The 20,774-nt window shown below is 44.3% G+C and carries 17 protein-coding genes; 6 read left to right on the top strand and 11 right to left on the bottom strand.

Features of this window, described 5'->3' with window-relative positions:
* Positions 1–137: YceI family protein (locus ACO1R6_RS03480; protein WP_486262217.1), on the bottom strand; the 137-nt coding region annotated here is incomplete at its 3' end.
* A gap of 616 nt (positions 138–753) precedes the next feature.
* Here ACO1R6_RS03480 and ACO1R6_RS03475 point away from each other — a divergent pair.
* The 4 genes from ACO1R6_RS03475 to ACO1R6_RS03460 all read left to right on the top strand — a co-directional run bounded on the left by ACO1R6_RS03475 (position 754) and on the right by ACO1R6_RS03460 (position 7,049).
* Complete coding sequence (locus tag ACO1R6_RS03475) at positions 754–2,748, top strand: TlpA family protein disulfide reductase (RefSeq protein WP_486262216.1); 1,995 nt, start codon at positions 754–756, stop codon at positions 2,746–2,748.
* Between the two features lie 285 nt (positions 2,749–3,033).
* Positions 3,034–3,372 (top strand): DciA family protein, encoded by a 339-nt coding sequence (locus ACO1R6_RS03470; RefSeq protein WP_486262215.1) that lies wholly within the window; start codon positions 3,034–3,036, stop codon positions 3,370–3,372.
* 100 nt (positions 3,373–3,472) lie between these two features.
* Positions 3,473–6,415: a heparinase II/III domain-containing protein gene (locus ACO1R6_RS03465; protein ID WP_486262214.1), complete on the top strand. Its 2,943-nt coding sequence runs from the start codon at positions 3,473–3,475 to the stop codon at positions 6,413–6,415.
* 76 nt (positions 6,416–6,491) lie between these two features.
* On the top strand, positions 6,492–7,049 hold the full coding sequence (locus tag ACO1R6_RS03460) for an acyl-CoA thioesterase (RefSeq protein ID WP_486262212.1): 558 nt from the start codon (positions 6,492–6,494) through the stop codon (positions 7,047–7,049).
* A 295-nt stretch (positions 7,050–7,344) separates the two neighbouring features.
* On the opposite strand, the gene ACO1R6_RS03455 is transcribed toward ACO1R6_RS03460, so the two are convergent.
* The gene (locus tag ACO1R6_RS03455) at positions 7,345–8,142 is read right to left on the bottom strand and encodes a DUF4382 domain-containing protein (RefSeq protein ID WP_486262211.1); all 798 of its coding nucleotides are present in this window, start codon (positions 8,140–8,142) and stop codon (positions 7,345–7,347) included.
* 524 nt (positions 8,143–8,666) lie between these two features.
* On the opposite strand from ACO1R6_RS03455, the gene ACO1R6_RS03450 reads away from it, so the two are divergent.
* Complete coding sequence (locus ACO1R6_RS03450; RefSeq protein WP_486262210.1) at positions 8,667–9,836, top strand: hypothetical protein; 1,170 nt, start codon at positions 8,667–8,669, stop codon at positions 9,834–9,836.
* 234 nt (positions 9,837–10,070) lie between these two features.
* Here the strand turns inward: ACO1R6_RS03450 and ACO1R6_RS03445 are convergent, their stop codons facing one another.
* From ACO1R6_RS03445 to ACO1R6_RS03420, 6 genes are all read right to left on the bottom strand, one after another.
* The gene (locus tag ACO1R6_RS03445; protein ID WP_486262208.1) at positions 10,071–10,772 is read right to left on the bottom strand and encodes a formylglycine-generating enzyme family protein; all 702 of its coding nucleotides are present in this window, start codon (positions 10,770–10,772) and stop codon (positions 10,071–10,073) included.
* 159 nt (positions 10,773–10,931) lie between these two features.
* Entirely contained in the window at positions 10,932–11,702 is a 771-nt protein-coding gene (locus tag ACO1R6_RS03440; protein ID WP_486262207.1) for a maleylpyruvate isomerase N-terminal domain-containing protein, read from the bottom strand.
* 51 nt (positions 11,703–11,753) lie between these two features.
* Positions 11,754–12,443 (bottom strand): TonB family protein, encoded by a 690-nt coding sequence (locus ACO1R6_RS03435; RefSeq protein ID WP_486262205.1) that lies wholly within the window; start codon positions 12,441–12,443, stop codon positions 11,754–11,756.
* A gap of 360 nt (positions 12,444–12,803) precedes the next feature.
* Positions 12,804–14,105: a Gfo/Idh/MocA family protein gene (locus ACO1R6_RS03430; RefSeq protein WP_486262203.1), complete on the bottom strand. Its 1,302-nt coding sequence runs from the start codon at positions 14,103–14,105 to the stop codon at positions 12,804–12,806.
* A 199-nt stretch (positions 14,106–14,304) separates the two neighbouring features.
* Positions 14,305–15,000, bottom strand: a complete 696-nt coding sequence (locus ACO1R6_RS03425; protein WP_486262201.1) for an ABC transporter ATP-binding protein — start codon at positions 14,998–15,000, stop codon at positions 14,305–14,307.
* Between the two features lie 89 nt (positions 15,001–15,089).
* Entirely contained in the window at positions 15,090–16,565 is a 1,476-nt protein-coding gene (locus ACO1R6_RS03420) for a DUF5687 family protein (protein WP_486262199.1), read from the bottom strand.
* A 575-nt stretch (positions 16,566–17,140) separates the two neighbouring features.
* Between ACO1R6_RS03420 and ACO1R6_RS03415 the strand changes: the two genes are divergently transcribed.
* Complete coding sequence (locus ACO1R6_RS03415) at positions 17,141–17,350, top strand: hypothetical protein (RefSeq protein WP_486262197.1); 210 nt, start codon at positions 17,141–17,143, stop codon at positions 17,348–17,350.
* Between the two features lie 83 nt (positions 17,351–17,433).
* Here ACO1R6_RS03415 and ACO1R6_RS03410 read toward each other — a convergent pair whose 3' ends face one another.
* The 3 genes from ACO1R6_RS03410 to ACO1R6_RS03400 all read right to left on the bottom strand — a co-directional run bounded on the left by ACO1R6_RS03410 (position 17,434) and on the right by ACO1R6_RS03400 (position 20,764).
* On the bottom strand, positions 17,434–17,685 hold the full coding sequence (locus ACO1R6_RS03410; RefSeq protein ID WP_486262195.1) for a hypothetical protein: 252 nt from the start codon (positions 17,683–17,685) through the stop codon (positions 17,434–17,436).
* A gap of 226 nt (positions 17,686–17,911) precedes the next feature.
* Positions 17,912–19,306 (bottom strand): M16 family metallopeptidase, encoded by a 1,395-nt coding sequence (locus tag ACO1R6_RS03405; RefSeq protein WP_486262193.1) that lies wholly within the window; start codon positions 19,304–19,306, stop codon positions 17,912–17,914.
* 9 nt (positions 19,307–19,315) lie between these two features.
* Complete coding sequence (locus tag ACO1R6_RS03400) at positions 19,316–20,764, bottom strand: M16 family metallopeptidase (protein ID WP_486262191.1); 1,449 nt, start codon at positions 20,762–20,764, stop codon at positions 19,316–19,318.
* Between the last annotated feature and the right edge of the window lie 10 nt (positions 20,765–20,774).

Here is a 20,774-nt window from a genome sequence, read left to right as displayed (position 1 = left end):
GTAAACTGCTCGTCTTCCGTTTCGGCTTCTACATTAAACTTTTCGAAGTAACCCGTTACGGTGGTTATCATCAGGTGTTTTACTTTAAACTGTACTTCGCTGTGTGCCGGGTCTACTGCCCATTTAATACTTGACATAGTTTTGTTTTTTTAGTTTTTAAATTTTTTACCAGTAAATAATTATCGATACAAATGTACATACATTTAATGTATATACATACATTATTTTAAAAAAGTTTACTTTATTTTTTTATCAGAGTATAAGTATTTGATATATAAATTATTAAACCAATATGAAAGCCACGCCTCACCCTGTATACATCTCCTCAGGGCCTACAATCAGGACAGAAGTGTAAAAGTGCCTGTGAGGCTAAAATAATCCATCTTATCCATCAGCTTGAAAAGAACTGTTGGTTAAAAGGCTTTACAGGCAGCTTGCATCACCATAATTTTTACCTACTTTACATTCTAAACAATAGATGCTTTTAAAATTCTTCAGGAAGCAAGCATCTGGGAGTAAGCTTTTGGCATTCTGCAGTAGAACAGGATGGAAGCAGGTCTTGTGTTCTAATCGTAGGCCTGGCGGAGAAGAGGCTGGGGGACAAGGCCTAACCAGCTATTAAACCGCGGCATTCCCCCAAAATAGGTAAGCAAAACTCCGCTGAAGTATTTATGTGCAGTCTGAAATAATTGCATATATTTAACTACCCTTTACTTTCAGGACTTGGCCTGCTGCTGCTTTAAAATATTCTGTATGAAACACCTGCTACTCTTTCTGGTTTTGGCTTTCCTGATGCACGCCCCGGTAAAGGCGCAGCAAAAATTACCGGCGCAACTGCTGGGCAACTGGCTTTCGCCTAAAAGCAATGCTTGGCAGTACGGCTTTACCCCGCACTATGCGGTAGCCGACGGCAAATTCTGGTCGTATGCCATTGTAAAACAGAAAAAGAATAGCCTGGAACTGTTGCTAAAAAATAAAGATAGCCAGCGCAAGGTTTATGTAAGTTTTACCCGCGATAAAAACGTTAAAATTGGCGCTACTGAAAAAGATGCCGTAACTTATACCCAAACCCGGACCGACGCGCCCGATTACGCCCACTACGATACCACCGGCTTTAAGCTACCAATTATTAAACCGGCTAATTTTTATTTATCTGGGGTGCTAAACGGTTATAACCCACGCCAGGATAATTACAAATACGCCCAGGTAATCTACAATCCTTTATTAGAGGATAACCAAAAGGTTTACGCTGTAGAACTGGACAGCCTGGGTCGCTTTACCACCGAATTTCCACTCCTGAACCCGCAGGAAATCATGTTTAAATACGGAAATGATATGGCCTCGTTTTTTGCCGTACCGGGAAGCAGCGTTCTGATGCAGATTAATATTAACCGGGAAACCAGCCCTAACCATATTAAAACTTTCCTGGCTAAACTACAGTCCCGGCCCGATATTTTATTTATGGGTACCGAAGGCATGCTCAATACCGAGATAAACGATTTTGCTTATAACCTGAATAAAATATTCCATTTTTTTATGGATGAAGACCAGCGAAAACAACTGGACCAGCAGGCCTACGGAAATTTCCGGCTGGACATAATGGAAAAGCAGCTTTCTTATTTAAGATCGTATACCCGGCAACACCAGGCGGGTAAAAGGTTTCTGCAACAGCAAGAACAGGCCATAACTTACCACGCTGCCGAAGACTTATTAAGATATAGTTGGCTGAAAGATCCCAAGAAAGTGCCTTTAACCGATGAATACCTGGCTTTCCGGGAACTGCTTTCGCTTAATAATCCACTGAATGTAATCACGGATCACTATTCTGCTTTTATAAAACAAACAGGTTATGCTGCTTATGCCAACGGGCCGCGCAAACCAAACTTCCAAAGTATTTCCATAACGGCGGTAATTGATTCGGCTAAAAGAGCCGGATTTAAATTTGAGCCGGCCGATGAAGCTTTTTTAAAAGACAAAGAACTTAAAAAAGCTACTTTGTCGAAGGCCGATACTTTAAAAATAAAATCGGTGGTAGACAAGTATAGTGCGGTTATTCAGGAGGTTTTCTCTAGTATAGCAAATTACCAGCAGGACAAATACCAGTATGCGGCCCTGCATAAAATAGCGGGTACGGACCAGCCAAGCTTTAGTAAAGATATTTTTACGGCCCGCCTGGTCAACCGCACATTCTCCCGGAATGAGGTACTGACGGAAAAAGAGCTCGCCCGCTTGCAGCGAGACATTCAGACTCCGGAGATATTAACAGCCCTAAAGCAACAGAATGATAATTTAAAAAACCAGCTAGCCGGCAGTTTCCCGACCACGGCAAACGTCATTAATCCGCTTAAAACAAACGGAAGCCAGGTGCTTGAGTCTTTAATAAATAAGTACGCTGGCAAAGTAGTGTATGTTGATTTTTGGGCACCCTGGTGCGGCCCTTGCATGAGTGAAATGCCTAATACCAAGGTACTAAAAAAGGAAATGGCGGGCAAAGATGTAGTATTCTTGTACTTGGGGGTAGAGTGCGCCGAAGATTCCTGGCAAAAAACTATTAAGAAAAATGCCATAGAAGGCGAACATTACCTGCTTAGCAAAGACGAATACGCGTTATTAAGTCAGCAATTCCAGATTAGCGGTATACCGCGGTATATGCTCATTGATAAAACCGGCAAAGTAGCCAATGCCGATGCCGAACGCCCCAGTGAGCAAACGGCACTTATAAGAGAAATAAATTTGCTGTTAAAATAACCGTGGCCTTCTTTTTAAAAGCAGGGCCGGTAAAATATTGTTAGTAAAAGCATTAAAAGTTTTAGCCGGCCCGGCACTTTTTAAAATAAAATGACAATTAAAATCAGGCCGGCTTAAGTCATTAAATTTCCGTAAGTTTAACATCCCGAACAAAAGTAAGCCTCTGCCAGGCAATTATTTTTGTTCTTGTATTTTATGCCCACATCGGCATTTTGCCGGCGTGGCCGTATGCTGATAAGATAAAACAACCCGTACTGTTAAGCTTTAATTTTAACCCTAAAAACCGTGGCCTACTTAAACAAAAATAATTACCTGAATAAAAACAGTATCAACAGCCGCAAAGCCGATATTCAACCTTTGAAAGATACCATTCAGGATTTGCTTAAAGCTTACCGGATTCAGGGCAAAATTACGCAAACGCAGGTAATTGCCGGCTGGGAAAAAATCATGGGGAAAGCCATTGCCCTTAAAACAAAAGAATTGTATTTTCAGGATCGCAAGCTTTTTGTCAACCTTACTTCGGCCCCGTTAAAGCACGAGCTAAATATGTCTAAGAGCCGCGTAATTGAATTAATAAACGAGGAAGTAGGGCAGGACTTTATCACCGAAATTGTATTCTTATAATTTTTATTGTTCTTTACCAAACAACTTTATTTTCCGGATTATATAACTTGATCTAAAATTTGGAATTTAAGCCTATGGCAGCTTAAATTCGAAGATGTATTTGAAAAGTTATATCGCGCTGCTTTGTTTTTGTTGGTTTTTGGGGTCGGAAGCAGCAGCACAAACAGACGGAAGCTGGCAACCGGCCGGTGCAGATTTTAGTTACCCCCGCACTTTGTTAAAGGCCAGCGAAGTACCCGCAGTACGCCAAACTTTGCAAACCAATGCCACGCATTTAGCTATTTACACCGGTCTGTACCACAGCATTAATACCAATCCGCCGGCCGGTAACAGCACCGCCGACGACCGGCGGGCCCGGGCTACCTTTGCCAAAAACACCGCCTTTGTGCTCTTGCTCGACCGCAACCCGGCCGCCGGTTTAACTACTTTACTTACCTCAGAACGCGATACCTTAACGAACAGAACAATTAAGCTGCTCCAAAATATTAATACCGCCGTAGAAACGTTTCCGTCTTACACCAACTGGCAATTGCGCTCTAAAGAGTTGATTGATTACATGGTAGCCTACGATTTATTGCGCGGTGCCGGCGTACCCGCCAACAGCCTGACTTTAAGCAAAACCAAACTACAGGAGTTTGCCGGTAATTTATACGGCCAGTCGGTAGCCAGCCTCATGGGTTTTACTTTTTACAACAGCGTAAAAAATAACCACGCCCTCATGACGGCCTCGGCATTGGGTTTAGCAGCCGTTGTTTTAAACGATGCCACCAGTACCACCGCCAACTTACAACCGCAAAACTGGATTAGCAACGGCCTGTACAACCTGGATAATATTTTGTGGCGCGATGCCCGGCGGCAGTCTGATTCTACGGCCGTGGCGGGGTATGCCGAAGGCCCGTATTATTTTAAATACGCTTTTTTAAATTGTTTGCCTTTTATCCGGGCTATGGGCAACTTTATACCCGATGGGTATCGCTCGTACACGTTTAAAAGCGTCCGGCGCAGCATTCGCAATCCTTACCACGACCCCAAATACGATTTATTGTACCAATGGACCTCGGCTATTCTCATGCCCGATGGCCGTTATCCGGCTCTGGAAGATTCTTACCTAGATATGGGCCTGCCCGAACTGGCCTTAACCGGTAAAAGCCAGTACGTGCATCCTTTGGCCCTCAGAAACCTGACCCCGCCGCAATTAAATACCTTAAATGCGCAACTCCGCGATTTAACCGTAGATATGCGGGCCGCTTACCTGGCTGCCAATATTACACCAGCCCCGGCCAGCCACAATAATTTAACGGCACTACCCAAAAGCGGCAACCTGGTTTTCCGGTCCGGCAACGATAGTCTGGCCAATTACCTGCACCTGTACGGCAAAAATGGATTAGCCCAAACGGTTAGTGGCGGCCACAACCACGGCGATGCCAGCAGCTTTATTCTGCATGCCAAAGGCCAATTGCTGGCCCTGGATGCCGGTTACCTCAGTTCCGGCCGCCGCGACTCGGTAGGTCAGGCCATTAACCATAACTTAATATTAGTAGACGGCCAGGGCCCGCTTATGGGAACCGATGGCACCACCAACGATGCCGAAGCTTTTATCCAAAATACCTTTAACACCAAACAACTGGCCTACGGCGAAGTAAAAACCGCTTATCAGGGTGCCGAAATTACCCGAAAAATGCTCTTTGTCCGGAAGAATTATTACTTACTCGCCGATTTTGTAAAAGCCTCAGCGGCCCGTAATTACACTTGGCAGTTGCACGGCTACGGTCTGGAAGGCGGCACGGCGGCAACGGGTACTTTTACCGATAATTTAAGTCTGCAACAGGCCGGCACCTGGTCTAAAAACGGGGTTTCGCTAAAAGCCCACGTTACGGCCACCGGCAGCGCCAGCGCTTACGCAAAAAACACCAATATTCATGAACTGGCTTACAACAAATCAGAGAAACACACCACCTTACAAGTACAAAAAAACGGGGTAGAACAAACGCAGTTTTTAGCTTTATTATATCCTTATACCAACCAGGCAGCTACAGTTACTACTACCAGCACCGACGGTACGGCCGGTTTAGCGGCCACCGACACCGGCTACAAAGACCTGGCCTGGGCCCAACCCGATACCAGCTTTACTACCTCCGCCAATAATAATCTACCCCAGCCGGTTACTTCCGACGGACTGCTTACTTTTTTCTCGGTAGATGCAACCGATAGCTTTGCGCAAGCTTTTGTAGAGCAGGGCACCTCGGTCAGTTACGGCGGCAACCAGGTGCTATATTCCAGCCGCCGGGCCGATATTAGCCTGCAGCAAAACAGCCTCACGCAGTACGAAGGTTACGTGAGCCGGCAAACCAATCTTACTTTAGCCTTGGCCGAGCCGCCAGCTGTGGTAGTAGGAGCTAATATTGCCGAGTATAATTATAATGCTACTGCGGGCACTTTAGCCATTACTTTTACCGGCCCGTCTAACTTTGCGATTAGAACCAACAGTATTGCGCTACCCGTTGAACTAATGCATTTTGCGGCTAAACGCGATAAAAATGGGGTAAAATTAAGCTGGCAAACTGCCCTTGAAACGCAGAACGCCGGTTTTACCATTCTCCGGAAAACCGCCGATGCCCAAACCTGGGAAAATATTGGTTTTGTAAATGGCAAAGGTTATTCGCAAACGCCGCAAAATTACAGTTACACCGATACCCAAGCTCCCGCCGGACAACTTTATTACCAGCTTCAGCAACTAGATTTTAACGGCCACCCGCAACCATCGCCGATGATAGCAGTTGCAGGCAGGGGAGGGCAAGCACCGGCTTTGCTAGCGGCTCCCATACCGGCCCAGGAACAACTACAGGTAAGCTTATCGGGCTGGGAACAAGAAGCCGCCGTGCAGCTTTATGGCATAGACGGCCAAATAATGCTGCAGCAACCACTGCAAAAACAAACTACTCTACAAATTAATCATTTAAAACCCGGAATTTATTACCTGCGGGCCTTAAGTGCCAACGGCAGCATAATAGCGCCGGGCAAAAAAATATTGATTAACCGCTAAGTAGCCGGTATACTAAAATATAACCAATTAGCTGGTTAATTGATTATCTTTCGGCGTATACCAATGAAGTAATTGTATGATTTTGCCCGATTTCCGCCCGGTAGCCTATTCCCAAACTACTTTAACCGAACTTATGGTGCCTGCTTACGCCAATTTTGGCGGCAAAATACACGGCGGCATTTTGCTCTCGCTCATGGACAAAGTGGCTTATACCTGCTCGGCCAAACACGCCGGCAATTATTGTGTAACCGTAAGTGTAGATGGGGTTAATTTTTTGCAGCCGGTAGAAGTAGGCGACCTGGTATCGTTAATGGCTTCGGTAAACTACGTGGGGCGTACCTCTATTGTAGTGGGCATAAAAGTTATTGCCGAAAACGTGAAAACCGGTACCGTAAAGCATACCAATACCTCTTACTTTACCATGGTAGCCAAAGACGATACCAACAAACCCACGCAAGTACCCGGCCTAATTATAGAGAGCCGCGAAGAAGCCCGGCGGTTCTTAGAAGCCATTAAGCGCAAAGAAATAAAAGCCCTTTCGCAGGAAGAATTTAACCACGCCAAAACCAGTTTGCCCGTAGAGCAGGAGCTATCTAAACTGGCCGGGGAGCGTTGCCAGGTAGTATATTCTTAGTTTAAAGCTTAGGAAAAATAAAAGCGGGCATTCGCCTTTGGGCGCTTAGTTGCCCGGCAAAACGCCCGCTTTTATTTTATATACGGGTAACCACCCCCAGTAAGCAAAAAGATTTCTCCCTAGAAGAGAATAAAGTCTATTCCATTAAATAAACATCATTCAGGAAGCATCTGACTAATTCGCGGCCGATAAAATTCTTTCTAATTCGCGGCCGATAAAATTCTTTCAGAATACCCCGTTTGGTGGAAGAAACGCTTGGCCGACTATTATTAAATGCTGTATTTACCCAATAACCTTAATTACTTAAACTTACCGCGCCCATATCGGTAATATTGTCGTTGGTTACTGTAACGGTACGATTTTCTTTTAATTTATACGGTGCGGCTGCGCTAAACTCTACTTGGTAAGTACCGGCACTAATGCCTTTAATTAAAAAATCGCCGGTAGCGGCATCGGTATACCCACCGGCAATGGTATCGTTGGTGGCACTAATTACCAAAATACCCGGTTTAGCCGCCGCTGGCGTTACCTTACCCCGAATACCGCCTTTTACAGCCAGGGTATTTGTCCGGATAACAGGTTTTAAATTATACTGGCCGGAGTTACCACGTGGTACAACAGATTTAGCCGCATCAAAATCCAGCAAAATCTCATAGGTTACGTCGGCTTTAAGTTCCTGGTTTATTTGCAGTTTTAAACCAGAAGTTTGCCCGCTGGGAGTATTAAGAGCAACAGTACGTCCGTCTTTTAGTACCAGGGTATTTTGGTTGCCTAATTTAAGCCTGATTTGTGAAATCTTGCCGGCCGGTAAATCGGCGCTAGCCAGCAAAAGCTGCCGCCCGTTAGACAAATCGAGCAAATTAATAATACCCGGTTTTAATAAAGTAAGCGTTTCCCAACCTGATTCGCTATCGGTGGCTTCGCGGTGTATCTCTATGCCAATGACATCTACATTCACAGCGGCATAATCGCCAGGCGCATCGGTTAAACTTATTTTTACTTTGGCTGAGCCATTTTCGTCTTTATTATTATCACAAGCGGTAAAACCCCACCAAGCCAACAAGGCCATCGGCAATATTTGTTTAATTTTCATGTAATTGTACTTAGCTAATTTATTTATTTAAAAACATATTATTCTTATTAGGCGCATTTGCTTACAAATAATATACCGTTGCTATACCGCACTTTGTTTTTGACACCTCATCCTTAAAAAAACAGGCCCCTGATTTAACGTAAAAGCGCTTATCAAAGATACATATAAATAGTCTAATATTTAAAAATAAATAAATATTTTCTTGCCGCTAACAGTAAAGTCATGTTGTCTCTGAGGATTTAATTTGCACTATTCTTTTGAGCTAAATAACCCTGCTATTAACTTATTGTTTGTTTTTAAAATTTGCTGTTTATAGTTAAATTATAACACCCGGTAGTATGTAAATTATTTAGGTTTAAAGTATTTTATACCTGCACTTTATTAGACCGCCAATGCCGGTGAACCAGAACCAACGCTTAAATGTTCAGCTACCAAACGGAATAGCCATTAGAAGTACCGGCTGATTTTTAAGTTGGCGAATCTAAATAAAACAACCTAAGCCATTTGTTTCCGGAAATAATTTCATGACGCCATCTATAAAGAACTTTCCATTTTTAAAGCCAAACCGGCTACCCACACGCCGGATTATTTTTACCCGTTTTATGGGCGGCGCAATTGTTTTTTTGCTGGTGCTATTATTGGTAGCCGCACAAAGCCAACCACCGGCATTACCCGCCGCTATTGCCCTGAAAATGGAGCCGCTACCCATTGTACCCAAAGAATTTTATATAGCCGAAGTAGTAGACGAACGTGCCGACCGCAAAGCCGTAACGTACCTGATACCGCCGGTTATTACACCCGGCAAGCCCGCCGCTGCCCAACCCGTAGATTTACAAGGCGGTGGTTTAAACGCTTTGCGACAATTTATCCGGCAAGGTTTGCGGCGCAATACTGCTTTGCGCCCGGTAGTAGTGCGGTTAAAAGAGGTAAAAGTGCAGGAAACCGCGGGGCCCAACGGCCGGGTAAACGGCCAGGTTACAGTTACCATGGCTTTTGATATCCGGAACGAAGGCAAAACGGTAAAATCGGTAGATTATAGGGGAGGAGCCCGTTACAGCCGCCTGGCCAACCAACTAACCGTAGTAGAGCCTACGCTTCGGCAATCGCTTACCGATGCGCTTAAATTTTTAAATACCTGGATGGATCGCAATGCCGATTTTCAGGAGGCGTTGGCCCAGCGGTTAAAAGTATCTTTTAAAGATTTTGCGCGCACCAACGACCCCGATACGCTTTTTTATGACCCCAATAAGCCTTTAACCTGGAACGATTTTCGGGCACAACCCCGACCCGGCCGGTTCTCGGCGGCCGTTTTCCCGAGTTTTGCTTACGAAGGCGAAAGTAAAACCGTTAACGGCGTAGTGCAGCTTACTATTACCATAAAAGTATTTGTGGTAAGGGATGCCTCTTGGGCCAGAGCTGGCCGCGATGCTTACGGACTAAACCACGAACAGCGGCATTTTGATATTGCCAAATTAATAGCCGAGCGGTTTAAGCAAAAAATTAAGCCCGAGAACTTAACGATAGCCGACTATAATAGCATTATTCAGAACCAATTTCTGGATTCGTGGCGCGAAATGACTCGTTTGCAGGAACAATACGACAGCGAAACCAGCCACGGTATAAACCAAATAGCGCAAGCCGACTGGAACCAGCGCATTGATGCTGACTTGCAAAAATTTGGCATTAAGCAGTAGTATTGTTATGAAGCAAGTGCGCTTAACAGCAGGACTGATTTAATTCTGAGGGTGCCAAGAGGTCTGTTTAATCTAAAGACTAAGCATGTTGTTGACTTACTGTTTACCAAACTTAACGAAGAAACGTAGAGGTTTCGAAGGCTTTAAATCCGCGCTTAACAAAGTAGTTAAGAACATGATAATTTGCCGCAGCTGCCAGTTCTAAGTTTTCTTAGGTGCTATTAGCTGCTGTTTTTATTTATTCGAGTTCATGGCAATTCTAAATCCTAGATCGTCTATTCTGAACGAGAAAGGGTGGCTTCTTCTGCGCGTTGTTGCCATTACACTTCTTTCCGGATCGCACCAACCACCACCCCGAAAAACGCGATATGCACCATACACCGTTTCGTCATAAATATCGGTACACCATTCCCAAACATTTCCCAACATATCGTAAAGCCCCCAGGCGTTAGGTTGCTTTTGCCCAACTTCCTGGGTTCGGTTATTAGAATTGTCTTTAAACCAGGCAATCTCCGTTAGTTCACCGTATCTAATATTTTTACTTCCCGCCCGGCAGGCATATTGCCATTCAGCTTCTGTTGGTAACCTAAATCCCTGGGCCTTTGCATTAAATATTATTTCTTCGGTTTTTAAATTAATGGTATAGCATGGCGTTTTTCCCAAAAGTTCGGATAGCTTATTACAAAAACGAATAGTTTCAATCCAGGAAACTGTCTCAACAGGTAACTTGTCGCCTCTGAATGTAGCTGGATTTTCACCGGTTACTGCTTCGTACAAGTCTTGTGTTACTGGAAATTTAGATAATGCAAATGAATCTATATCAGCGGACCAAATTTTCTTTGTTCGGTCGTCTCTCATTGCAACGGTTCCTGCCGGGATGGTGATAAATAATTCGTTAATTAACCTTATGTCTATATTTCTCTGTATTGTTTCCAAGGTCTTTTCTAAATTACAGCTAACACCCTCACATATAACGTGTAGCGTCTTTCAAAGTACTTTCTGTCTGTTGGAACCGAATTTGGCTAAAAGCAGAGAACGTTGAACTTAGCTATTCACCTGCCATAAGTTATGTGCAATGTTGGCAGTAGTTTTTATTTAAGCCATAAAGGACACCATTCCCAATGCTACTTCCCCTAATTTGTGATTTCCTCTAATACTTATTTTGTTCATTAAATCCTTAGGTCGTAAACTTTTTGAAAACAATTGCCAAGATGCGTATGTGTCAATTGATATTTCAGTCGATAGTGTGAGTTCCGGCCCGGAAGCAATTCTTTCCCAACTGTTCCCATCATACAGTACAAACCACTCTCCCTTTACTTCCCCTGTAATTTCCATTTTTACTATACTCCCTTTTTCTGGTGTAGTATTTCTGAGAGTATGGGGCAAAGCGTACATGCATACGTCCAAAAACGGGAAATAGAGTTCTTCAATCATTATTCCTTGTTTGCCAACTGCATCTCTGATTTGTTGCTGATGTAGAAACTTTTCGGTGTATTCACGTGCTATATGCATCCAATTAGGGCTCTCATTTTCTCCCGCCCAAGCAACAGCATATTCTGCTCTTTCAAATGGATTGAGTGAAGCATAATATTTGCAGAATGGCTCACCAGTATGTATAAGTAAGTCGATTAGCATTTCTGGGCTTACTCTTTTCATTGCTAAAACCCATTCTGCATTCAAGCAATTAAGGTATTCTACTAAGTCCTGATAAGAATTGATAGCTGGAGTGTTGGTTTTATGTCTGTCCCTAAGTCCAGATAAAGTGCGAATATTGCCGTCTAATAGATGCGCTACAACATCTTTTACGGTCCAAAGTTTAGCAATAGTTTGTTTGTTCCAATCATCCTTGTCAAGGCTTTTGAGCAACTGGAAGCTTGTGGGCTAAGTCAATCATTCAATTTAATAAATTAATGCCAATTAAAACCCCCGATTTAAATTTCGATTTGAAGGGGGCGTTCTTCGGCCATCTAAGCTAAACCGGATAGGCAATAAGAATGCAGTGGCGGTGGGCAAACCTTCTTCTAAAGCGGGTTCAAAGCTGGGCATGGCCCTAACCACCCGCAAGGCTTCTTCTGCTAAGGCTGGGGTAATTTTATTTACTACTTCCGAACTGGCCATTTTACCGGCTTTATCAATTGATATTTTAACCACAACTGTTCCTTGTCGGCCGTTGCGTAAAGCATCTGCCGGGTATTTTAGGTTACTCCGGATAAAGAGTTTCTGCATTGGGGAGCCACCTGGAAATTGTGCGCTTACCAGGTGTGGGACAAACTTGGCAGGCGTGCCGTCTTCGTTAAAACACTCTCCCTTAGTCAGTTTGCCCGCTACAAAATTTTCGCGGCGCTTCAGTTTGCCACTGGGGTAATACCCCAAAGCTTCCCCTTCCTGTTCGCCTTGCCGGTATTGGGTTGTATAAAATAATTGTCCGTTTTTATACCATTTCTGCGCTACGCCATCAAATAAGAAAATATCATCCTCGGCTTTTACATACTTGTCTTCCTTCAATTTTTCGCCGGTTATATAGTACGTGGTCTCGGTCTTAAACTCGTTTTTTTTGCCGGTAAACTGCTCAATTACATAATACGCGGCACCCGCTTTGCCGGGCAAAACCCTAAAATTTTCATCGAAATACTGTGTTTTTTGCTGAGCAAAGCCAAGTATATTAAAAGTTAATAAAAACAGGCATAGCATTGGGTAGCGCATTGAATTATAATATTTAGCTTTTTTGGTTTAAAACAAATCAGGATAAGGAAGTGGTCAGGTTTGGGTTATAAGTAATAAGCCCTTAATATATATACTTATGGTTATTTATATAAATATATTATAGCATAATTTTGTCCGGCTGCTTCATTGTAAGTATTCTATAAGTCTAAAGCAATATATCTTATAACCAAAAGGCCGCAGCAACTTTAATTAATAGCTGCTGCGGCCCTTTGGGTTATAAGATACCAACCGTTTAAATTAGTTTTAAACTGCCGGGTACTGCCACTCGCCGCGGTAAGCCCGGCTGAGTAATTTATTGGCCTCGGGATCATTAAGGATAATTTCTTTTTCGCCGTCCCAGTTAACACTGCGGCCCAGTTTGTAAGAGAGCATGCCCAATAAAGCCATATTAGTAGAGCGGTGCCCAATTTCTATGTCGCAAACCGGCAGTTGTTTGGTTTGGATAGATTGCAGAAAGTTGGCCCATAACTGTTTAATATTCTGGTCGTCGGGTTTGTTTAGTTTGGCAGCCTCATGTAGTACCGGTTTGTTTTTATCGGTGGGGTAAAAAGTCCAGCCCTGCTGCCAACCCATGTGAAAAGTACCTTCGGTGCCATAAAAATAACAACCCACGTTTTCGCCTTTTTCGGCGTTGTTGCCCGCAAACTGGCGGTGCTCCCAGCTAACGGTAAAATCTTCGAACTCGTAAGTGGCTACTTGGTGGTCGGGCGCATCGGTGTTGTCTTGCCGAATGGCACGGCCACCCGTCGAGAATATTTTGCGGGGAAATTTTTCTTCGGTCCACCACAAAATCTGGTCGAGCCAGTGAATGCCCCAATCACCTAGCTGGCCGTTGGCATAATCTAAATAAGCCCGGAAACCTTTGGGGTGAATGGTTTTATTGTAGGGGCGGAGCGGAGCGGGGCCACACCACATATCCCAGTTTAAGTTGGCCGGCGGCTCGCTGTCGGGTGTTTTCTGGCCGGGGCCGCCGCCGTAATGTACAAAAGCCCGCACCATGCCAATTTTACCCGCTTTACCGGATTTCAGAAACTCCATACCCGATACGTTGTGCGGCGACACCCGGCGGTGCGTACCTACCTGCACCATGCGGTTAGCTGCCCGGGCCGCTTTTACCATGGCTTTGCCTTCGTTTATGGTGTGGCCAATGGGCTTTTCTACGTATACGTGGGCACCTTGCTGCACCGCCGCAATGGTAATAAGCGGGTGCCAATGATCGGGGGTAGCTACAATTACAATTTCGGGTTTTTCTTTGGCCAGCAGTTCCCGGAAGTCGCCGTATTTTTTGGGTTTATCGCCGTTTAGCTTTTCTACTTCTATGGCGGCCGCCGTGAGCATATTCTGGTCAACATCGCACAGCGCTACTACTTTAGACTGACCGGCTGCAATGGCTTCGCGCAAAATATTCATGCCCCACCAGCCGCTGCCCACCAATGCTGTGCGGTAAGGCCTGGTTTTGCCGGCCACCGAAATTAAAGGCAACGAGTACGCCGAAAAAGCAACACTAGCGGCCGCAGAGGTTTTAATAAAATTGCGTCGGTTCATTATTTGTAGTGGTTAGGGGTTAGTTGTTAGGGAGTAGTTTTTAGCTTCGATTCAGAAATTTTGAGCTGAAGATTAAGAGATTAAATGTGTCTCACGCTGTATCAATTCCTAGATTTGTACCCACACAAACCGGAAGGAAGCCGGTAATTGCATTAATTTATCAACCTTGCTGTTAAGGTGAAAAACTAATATATTTAAATTATACCGTAAAATAGGCTTCCAACTCCTGCAAGGTGTTGTGGGTAGTTTCCATGTCCTGCACGACTTCGCCTTTTTCCAGAATTACAATGCGCTGGCACACTTCTATTACGTGGCTCAGGTCGTGACTCGAAATTAAAAGCGTCATGTTTTTTTCGTCCCGCAGGGCTTTTAGCAAGTTTTTAAGTCTAATCTGCGAGCTGGGATCCAGATTGGCAAAAGGCTCATCGAGAATGAGCAACTCGGGGTTAGACAAGGCCGCTGCCGCTACGCCTACTTTTTTTTGATTGCCCTTGGAAAAATCGCGAATATATTTTTTCTGATTTAATATTTCGCCGTTAAAAAAGTCGTGGAAAGGCTGCAAGCGCTCGGCCACATCGCCGGCCGATAAATGGTGCAAATCGCCGATAAATTTAAAATATTCTTCAGGGGTTAAGTAATCAATTAAAAAGCCTTCGTCGAGGTGCGAGCCGGTGTAGTTTTTCCAGACTTCCTGCTGCGCCACGTTTACCCCTTTCGAAAACACCTCGCCTTTGCTGGGCCTGATTAAATCCAGCATCATCCGGAACAGCGTAGTTTTGCCGGCGCCATTATTGCCCACCAGGCCCACTGTTTCGCCGGTCCCAATGGCCAGCTCCGGAATATTTACCACCGTGCGGCCATTGTAAACCTTCTGAATATTTCTTACTTCTATCATGAATAAATAATTTATTTCTTTCGATTTAACAGGTCTTGCTTGGTTGCCGGCTGCTAACTGTTGATTATTTACTGTTTACTGCAAACGGCTTAAGCCTGCCGGTAGCCGGTAGCCATTTTGTATTTATGGGCCACAAAACGTTTAGCTACCAGGCTAAGCATTTGCCGGTGAAAAATAAAGCCCAGCACGCCTAATAATCCCAAGGTAAATATACCCCAGTAAGGCACTCCCATAAACCCAAAAGGCGCGTAAATAAGCAGTGGCAACAAAATAAGGGGCAACATCATTACAAACTTAGAAGCGCCCACGCCCTGCCAGTTAAAAGCCGAACTTTTGCTTAAATCGATGCGGCTTTTGTTTAACACCGAGAAGTAAAATACCACAAACACATTAACGCCAATATTAAACAGGAAAGTTGCCAAGTTAATAAGTACTACTTTCCAGCCAAAATATCCGTAAGGCAAGGTCACCAAAAAAGCCACCAGGCTAACCGGCACAAAAAACCAGAATTTGGCTAAATAAAACTGGTACGGCGAAATGCGTTTGGTTAGTAAGGCATCGAAATGGCTGCTTTGCCAACTGGGTACAAACTGCCCGTAATTAAACATAAACATGCCGGTCATCATAATGCCTACAAATATGAGCATGCCAAAGCCTTCCATGTAAAGCTTGTTCGGGTAAAAAATAAAGCCATAAATTAAAATCAGTAAAGACATAAACACTACCGATTTGGAGCGTTTGTGTCGCCAGATAAGTTTTAACTCCAGCGAAATAAGTTTACCGGTTTCGCCGAACCGGTTCAGGAAAGAAATTTCCCGGCCTTCGGCCTGAGTTGTTTGCCGGATGGCAATTTCTTCGGGGTAGGTGTGGGCTTTTAAAAATGCATAGTTTACCGCGTAGATAACCACCAATAAAATTACCGGCAGCAACAATACCCAAGGTTGGGCCAGCAGGAAATCAAACGCCACACCAGAAGCGCTGCGCAAAGAAATAACTTTAAAATAATCGGCCACTATCAGGGCCACTACCACCAAACCAAAATATAAAGTAAAGCGGGGCTTACTGCTTAGCTGCCGTTTAAAATATATAAGCAGGAAATTATTAAAGAAAATAAGTGCCTGTACGGCGGCCAGCCAGGCCAGGGCTGTGGCTGTACCATAAGCCGGTATCAGTAGCTTAACCATAAAAGGCACCAGAATAATTAGCGGGAAAAGGTTAAACAAACTAGGCACCGACTTGAGCAACACGTAATGCAGCAAGCTGGCTTTTTTAACGGGCAAGTGCAAATATGGCTGAATGGCCAGTACCGGAAGCTCCTGCAGCATAAACCGCATAAATAAATCCAATACCAAATAATAGCCTACAAAACCATTAAAAGTTGTAATAGGGTTTAGGCTGGGATAAGCCTTGCGCAGGAGTTCATCAATAAAAAAGCCCAGAATTAAAAAGCTAAGCAAAAAATAAGCAACGAAAAAGCCCAGAATAATATTAACGGCTATATTTCTACCAAAAACCGACGAGCGCCGGGATTCTTTCCATTGGTGAGCGAGCAAGGTTGAAAGCATTGTTTATTTTTATCTTTATCTCTAAAACCAGTAATTAAATTCGCGTAATAGTTATTGGCATTTCCCCGCCCAAAAAATATCTTGCTGCCTAACCAGGAGCCTGCTTACACGCTAAACACCCAAAATGCTTGCATTTGCCACGGCTTAACACGCATTAATAAATATGGGCAAAAACATCTGCTTAGCCAAAAACTAATTTAAATTTCACTTAGTTAACTCACGTTTAAGCATTTTGCTGCCCCGGTGATATTAGGTAATTGGGTTAACGTTACCAGGCGTTTTCTTTATTTAAACCTTTTTATTTGGGTTAGCGCCCGTTATTAATTATACTTTATAAAGTCGGCTCTATTTTAAACCTGTAATTCTTCTGTAGCGGGCAAATTAAACCTTTAAATCAATATTTATATATATAGCAACTCATAGTCAGCATTTTGTAACTATAAATATTAAAAATTGGAATAAACACGTATTTTAAAAATTAAGCGAAAAAATATTCCTTTGGCCCGAACCTTTTAAATATAAAAAAAGTAAAATGCCTTCAATCGCTTATTTCTCAACTATTTAAAAGCTATGCCATGAAACATTTTTTTGATTATGACTTAAACAACCCGCAGGAACGGCAAGAGCGCCTGGCTCAGTATCCGGAATTGTCTAATTTTTATTTGGCTTTACGAGAGGAACTACCCCAGGAGGAATACGAGAAATTATACGAAGCCGAGAAACAATCTTTTTACGCTTTAAATCAGCGAGCTACTTCACAACCTAAAATGCAATGGATCCGATAAGTTATTCTTCTTTTAAGAAATAAAAAGGGCAAACAAATTTATGTTTGCCCTTTTTATTTTAAACCTTACTGTAGCGGGTGCTGCTAATCTTCGCGTACAAACGGGTGCTGGTACTGCAGGGCTTCGGCTTCAGAAATTATTTCGTAACTATTCAGCATGTGGCTGCCGATACCGGTATTTAACCCTTTTACATATATGCCTTCCGGCGAGCGGTAAATGGCGTAGTTGTGTCGGCCAAATGGATATAAATTATTGCTGCGCAACTCTTTGCCTTTGGTTAAATCTAGCTGCTGGTTATCCTGGGTAGTTACTATAAATAAATTTTTATCACTCATTTTATTATTTTGGTTTTACTGCTTTTGGGCAAACGCCTTTCCGACGAATCAAAAGCGTTCTTCTTTCCGGATTTAAATATAGGGGCTAAGTAACGCTTCTGGTTTTGGCGGCAAAAATAATCCGGGGTTTTCACTTACTACTACTTTTAACCCAATCCAAAACAAGCTAAATCTATGAACCTTTGTAAAGGTTAAGCGGCTCTATACTTAAAAGCTGACTTATATTTTACATACCCCGCTTCAGTTCCGATTTAAACTTATTTAGCTGCGGTTCTATTACTTTTTTATCGCCGATAATTACCATAGTCATGTCTTCGGGGCGCACGTATTTTTTGGCGGCTGCTTGTACCTGCTCGGGCGTTATTGCATGAATTTCCTGTACCTGGTTGGTCAGGAAACTATCGGGTAAACCGTGCAAATCCAGAAAATTTAGCTGGTTAATAATGCCGGACGGCGTAGAGTTACGCAATACAAACAAACCGGCTTCCAGGTTCTGGATGCCTTTCATTTCCTGGCTGGAGGGCGCTTCTTTCTGCAGCCGCTCTATCTCTTTCACGATTTCTTTTAAAGAATTGCCGGTATGTTCGGTGGTTACGTCAGCTACTTCGGCCCAATCGGCTACCCGGTAGCGGGCATTTATACTGCTGCGGGGCGAATAGGTATACCCTTTGTCTTCGCGAATATTAGTGGTAATGCGGGAGCCAAAAGAGCCGCCCAGCAAGGCGTTCATCACGCGCAAACGGGTATAGTCGGGGTGGGAGGGATCTACTACCGGCAAACCAATAACCAACGTAGACTGCGGTGCTCCCGGCCGATCGGTTACAAGCATATCGGCTTTGGTATGGGCTTGCGCCACCGGAATACGCGGGGCCGGACCTTTATCCCAACTGCTTAGTGAATTGGTAATGGCTTTTTGCATGGCCTGGGCATTAAACTTACCAGCCGCATAAATAATTGTACGCTGGGCCCCAAACTGTTGTTCGTAAAACGCACGCACCTGGTCTACATCAAAAGCATTTATCTGGGCATCGGTAGGTAAATCGCGGCCGTAGGGGTGGCCTTTATACAGCGCCATCCGGAACTGGGTTTGCGCCTGCTGGCCGGGTTGCGACCGGGCCAGGTTCATACTGCGTTTAAAATCGTTTTTTATGCGTTCCATTTCGGATTGCGGAAAAGCCGGACGCATCACCATATCGGCCATTAAGCTTACTAACTCCGGCCCAAACTCCGATAGCACCGAACCCGATAAAATGGTTTGATTAGAACTTACGCTTACATCTAAAGTGCCGCCCATGCGGGCCACCTGCTCCGCTATTTGTTTGGCGTTGCGGGTAGTGGAGCCTTCGCGCATAAGCTGGCCCACCATGTCGGCCAGGCCATTCTGGTTTTCCTGCTCATGAACATTGCCGGCTTGTATTACTAAATTAACCGTTACTTTTGGAATTTCACCGTAAGGCACCAATGTAGCCTGTAAACCATTGGGCAGAGAAAACTCTTGCTTGGCCGGCAATACAAAGTTACGGGGTGTACCGGGCGCCGGCGGCGTTTGCCTTTGGGCCAGCAAAACGGAATTACTAAAAGCCAGGGCAGTGCCCAAGAATATTGCTGCTACTATTTTCATGATTGCTTCTTAACTTTTAGCCAATGGATTTACAATTAAAATAGTCCGGTTGGAGGGGCGTAAATATTCCCGGATGGTTTTTTGCATAAGCGCCGGCGTTACTTTCTTAAACTCGCTTTCCAGCTTATTAATGCGGCTGGGGTCGTTATCGAACAAGGCAAAACTGGCGAGTAAATCGGCTTTACCAAAACCGTATAACTGACTGATTTGATCGTACAGGCTGGAACGCATTTTTACCAGCGCCAGATCCAGCAACTGCTGGTTAATGCCGGTAGTCTCCAGCTTTTTTATTTCCCGGTCTACTACCGCCATAATAGAATCGGCCGAAATATTATTATCGTACACCAGGCTGCCGTCCCAGAGCATCGGTCCGTTGTAATTAAACATATTGCCCAGGCCGGAGTTAATGCCACCATCTACACCACCGGTGTAGCCGCGCTCCTGCACCAACGCCTGGTACAAACGGCTGTCATGGCCCTGCAGTAATATTTGGTCTAACAAACCCATGGCATAATATTCGGGCGTATTTTTATCGGGCATGTGGTAGGCAAAAGCCAGCGCCGGTTTGGTAGCCAGTTTATCGTCTTTGGTAAAACGCTGCTCTTTTTCCTGCCGGGGCTCGGTTAAATCTACCTGGGGCGGTGCGCCGGCCGATGGAATATTTTCGAAATATTTACTTACCCAAGCTTTAGCCTGCGCCACGTCTAAATCGCCAACTACCACCAGGGCCGCATTGCTGGGCGAGTAATACGTTTTAAAAAAGGATTTAACATCTTCGAGGTTAGCAGCATCCAGGTCTTTCAGATCGCCGTAAAAATTGTGGGCATTATACCAGTTTTTGTTTGCAAACTGCGGCATATCCAACCACGGAAAACCACCGTAGGGCTGGTTCAGCACATTTACTTTTACTTCGTTTTTAACTACTTCCTGCTGGTTTTTCAGGCTGGCCTGGTTTATATCCAGTCCGCGCATGCGATCGGCTTCGGCCCACAAAACGGTTTCGAGGGTGTGCGCCGGCATTATTTCAAAATAATTGGTAAAGTCGAAACGGGTAGAACCATTGTTTAGGCCCCCGTTGCCACCGGTAATTTTATCGAATTCGCCTTTAGGTAAATTGGCTGATCCCTGAAACATCATGTGCTCAAATAAGTGCGCAAAACCCGTGCGGTTTTTGGGCTCGTTCCGGAAACCAATATTGTAGTAAACCGCAACCGTAACAATAGGTGCCGTTTTATCCGGCGATAAAACTACTTTCAGGCCATTCTTTAAGGTAAAATATTCGACTGGTACCTGGTAAGCCGTAGTTTTGCCGGAATTAGCGGTTTTGGTAACGGCACCAGCACCCACCGTGGTCGGAGACGTTTTGGGGCTACACCCTGCACCCGTTAATAAAGTACCTAAACTTATGGCGGCCAATAATTTGCGGTTTAGCCGCAAAGGCCTTAATTTTTTAAACATAACCGTAACA

This window comes from Adhaeribacter sp. (genome assembly GCF_057359045.1).
The sequence above is the reverse complement of the archived record's forward strand: the minus strand, read 5'-3'. Positions and strand labels throughout refer to the sequence as shown.

What these genes read in the sequence shown, in the direction of transcription:
- ACO1R6_RS03475 (WP_486262216.1), top strand. Translation starts at nt 754, where the DNA reads ATGAAACACCTGCTACTCTTTCTGGTTTTGGCTTTCCTGATGCACGCC.
- ACO1R6_RS03460 (WP_486262212.1), top strand. Translation starts at nt 6,492, where the DNA reads ATGATTTTGCCCGATTTCCGCCCGGTAGCCTATTCCCAAACTACTTTA.
- ACO1R6_RS03455 (WP_486262211.1), bottom strand. Translation starts at nt 8,142, where the DNA reads ATGAAAATTAAACAAATATTGCCGATGGCCTTGTTGGCTTGGTGGGGT.
- ACO1R6_RS03450 (WP_486262210.1), top strand. Translation starts at nt 8,667, where the DNA reads ATGACGCCATCTATAAAGAACTTTCCATTTTTAAAGCCAAACCGGCTA.
- ACO1R6_RS03430 (WP_486262203.1), bottom strand. Translation starts at nt 14,105, where the DNA reads ATGAACCGACGCAATTTTATTAAAACCTCTGCGGCCGCTAGTGTTGCT.
- ACO1R6_RS03425 (WP_486262201.1), bottom strand. Translation starts at nt 15,000, where the DNA reads ATGATAGAAGTAAGAAATATTCAGAAGGTTTACAATGGCCGCACGGTG.
- ACO1R6_RS03420 (WP_486262199.1), bottom strand. Translation starts at nt 16,565, where the DNA reads ATGCTTTCAACCTTGCTCGCTCACCAATGGAAAGAATCCCGGCGCTCG.
- ACO1R6_RS03415 (WP_486262197.1), top strand. Translation starts at nt 17,141, where the DNA reads ATGAAACATTTTTTTGATTATGACTTAAACAACCCGCAGGAACGGCAA.
- ACO1R6_RS03410 (WP_486262195.1), bottom strand. Translation starts at nt 17,685, where the DNA reads ATGAGTGATAAAAATTTATTTATAGTAACTACCCAGGATAACCAGCAG.
- ACO1R6_RS03405 (WP_486262193.1), bottom strand. Translation starts at nt 19,306, where the DNA reads ATGAAAATAGTAGCAGCAATATTCTTGGGCACTGCCCTGGCTTTTAGT.
- ACO1R6_RS03400 (WP_486262191.1), bottom strand. Translation starts at nt 20,764, where the DNA reads ATGTTTAAAAAATTAAGGCCTTTGCGGCTAAACCGCAAATTATTGGCC.